The sequence below is a fragment of the Halorubrum sp. SP3 genome, assembly GCF_005435195.1.
Taxonomy (GTDB): Archaea; Halobacteriota; Halobacteria; order Halobacteriales; family Haloferacaceae; genus Halorubrum; species Halorubrum sodomense.
In genome coordinates, this window is sequence record NZ_SGTU01000084.1 from 1,325 (window position 1) to 1,672 (window position 348).

At 55.5% G+C, this 348-nt stretch carries 1 pseudogene; it reads left to right on the forward strand.

Features of this window, described 5'->3' with window-relative positions:
• Positions 1–99, forward strand: a pseudogene (locus EXE42_RS20330) (ArsR family transcriptional regulator); the annotation flags it as partial.
• Positions 100–348 lie beyond the last annotated feature (249 nt).

Sequence of the window (348 nt, forward strand, 5' to 3'; positions counted from 1 at the left end):
GTGTTCGGAGAAGTGACGCTCGCACGCGGCGTAGATGAGTTGATTCGTGGTGAAGGTGACTTCGACGAGATGTATAATAGTTCAGCCGACCGCCAGTGATTGTGGAGTCGATGCCACAGTCGTCCACAACACGTTCAGCTGCCGGGAAACAGGAGCGGAGGAGTTCCAGCACTTCAGCCCTGAAAGGTGTCAGGCAGCATCGTACTCTCGAATCACGGTCGACAGTGTCTCAGTCCCAAACTCGACAGCTTCGATAGGAACTCGCTCATTTGCTGCGTGGACCAAGGATTCAAACTCAAACGCCGGCGGCAGCTTCAGCGGGGTGAATCCGTAGGGTTGGACGTCAAG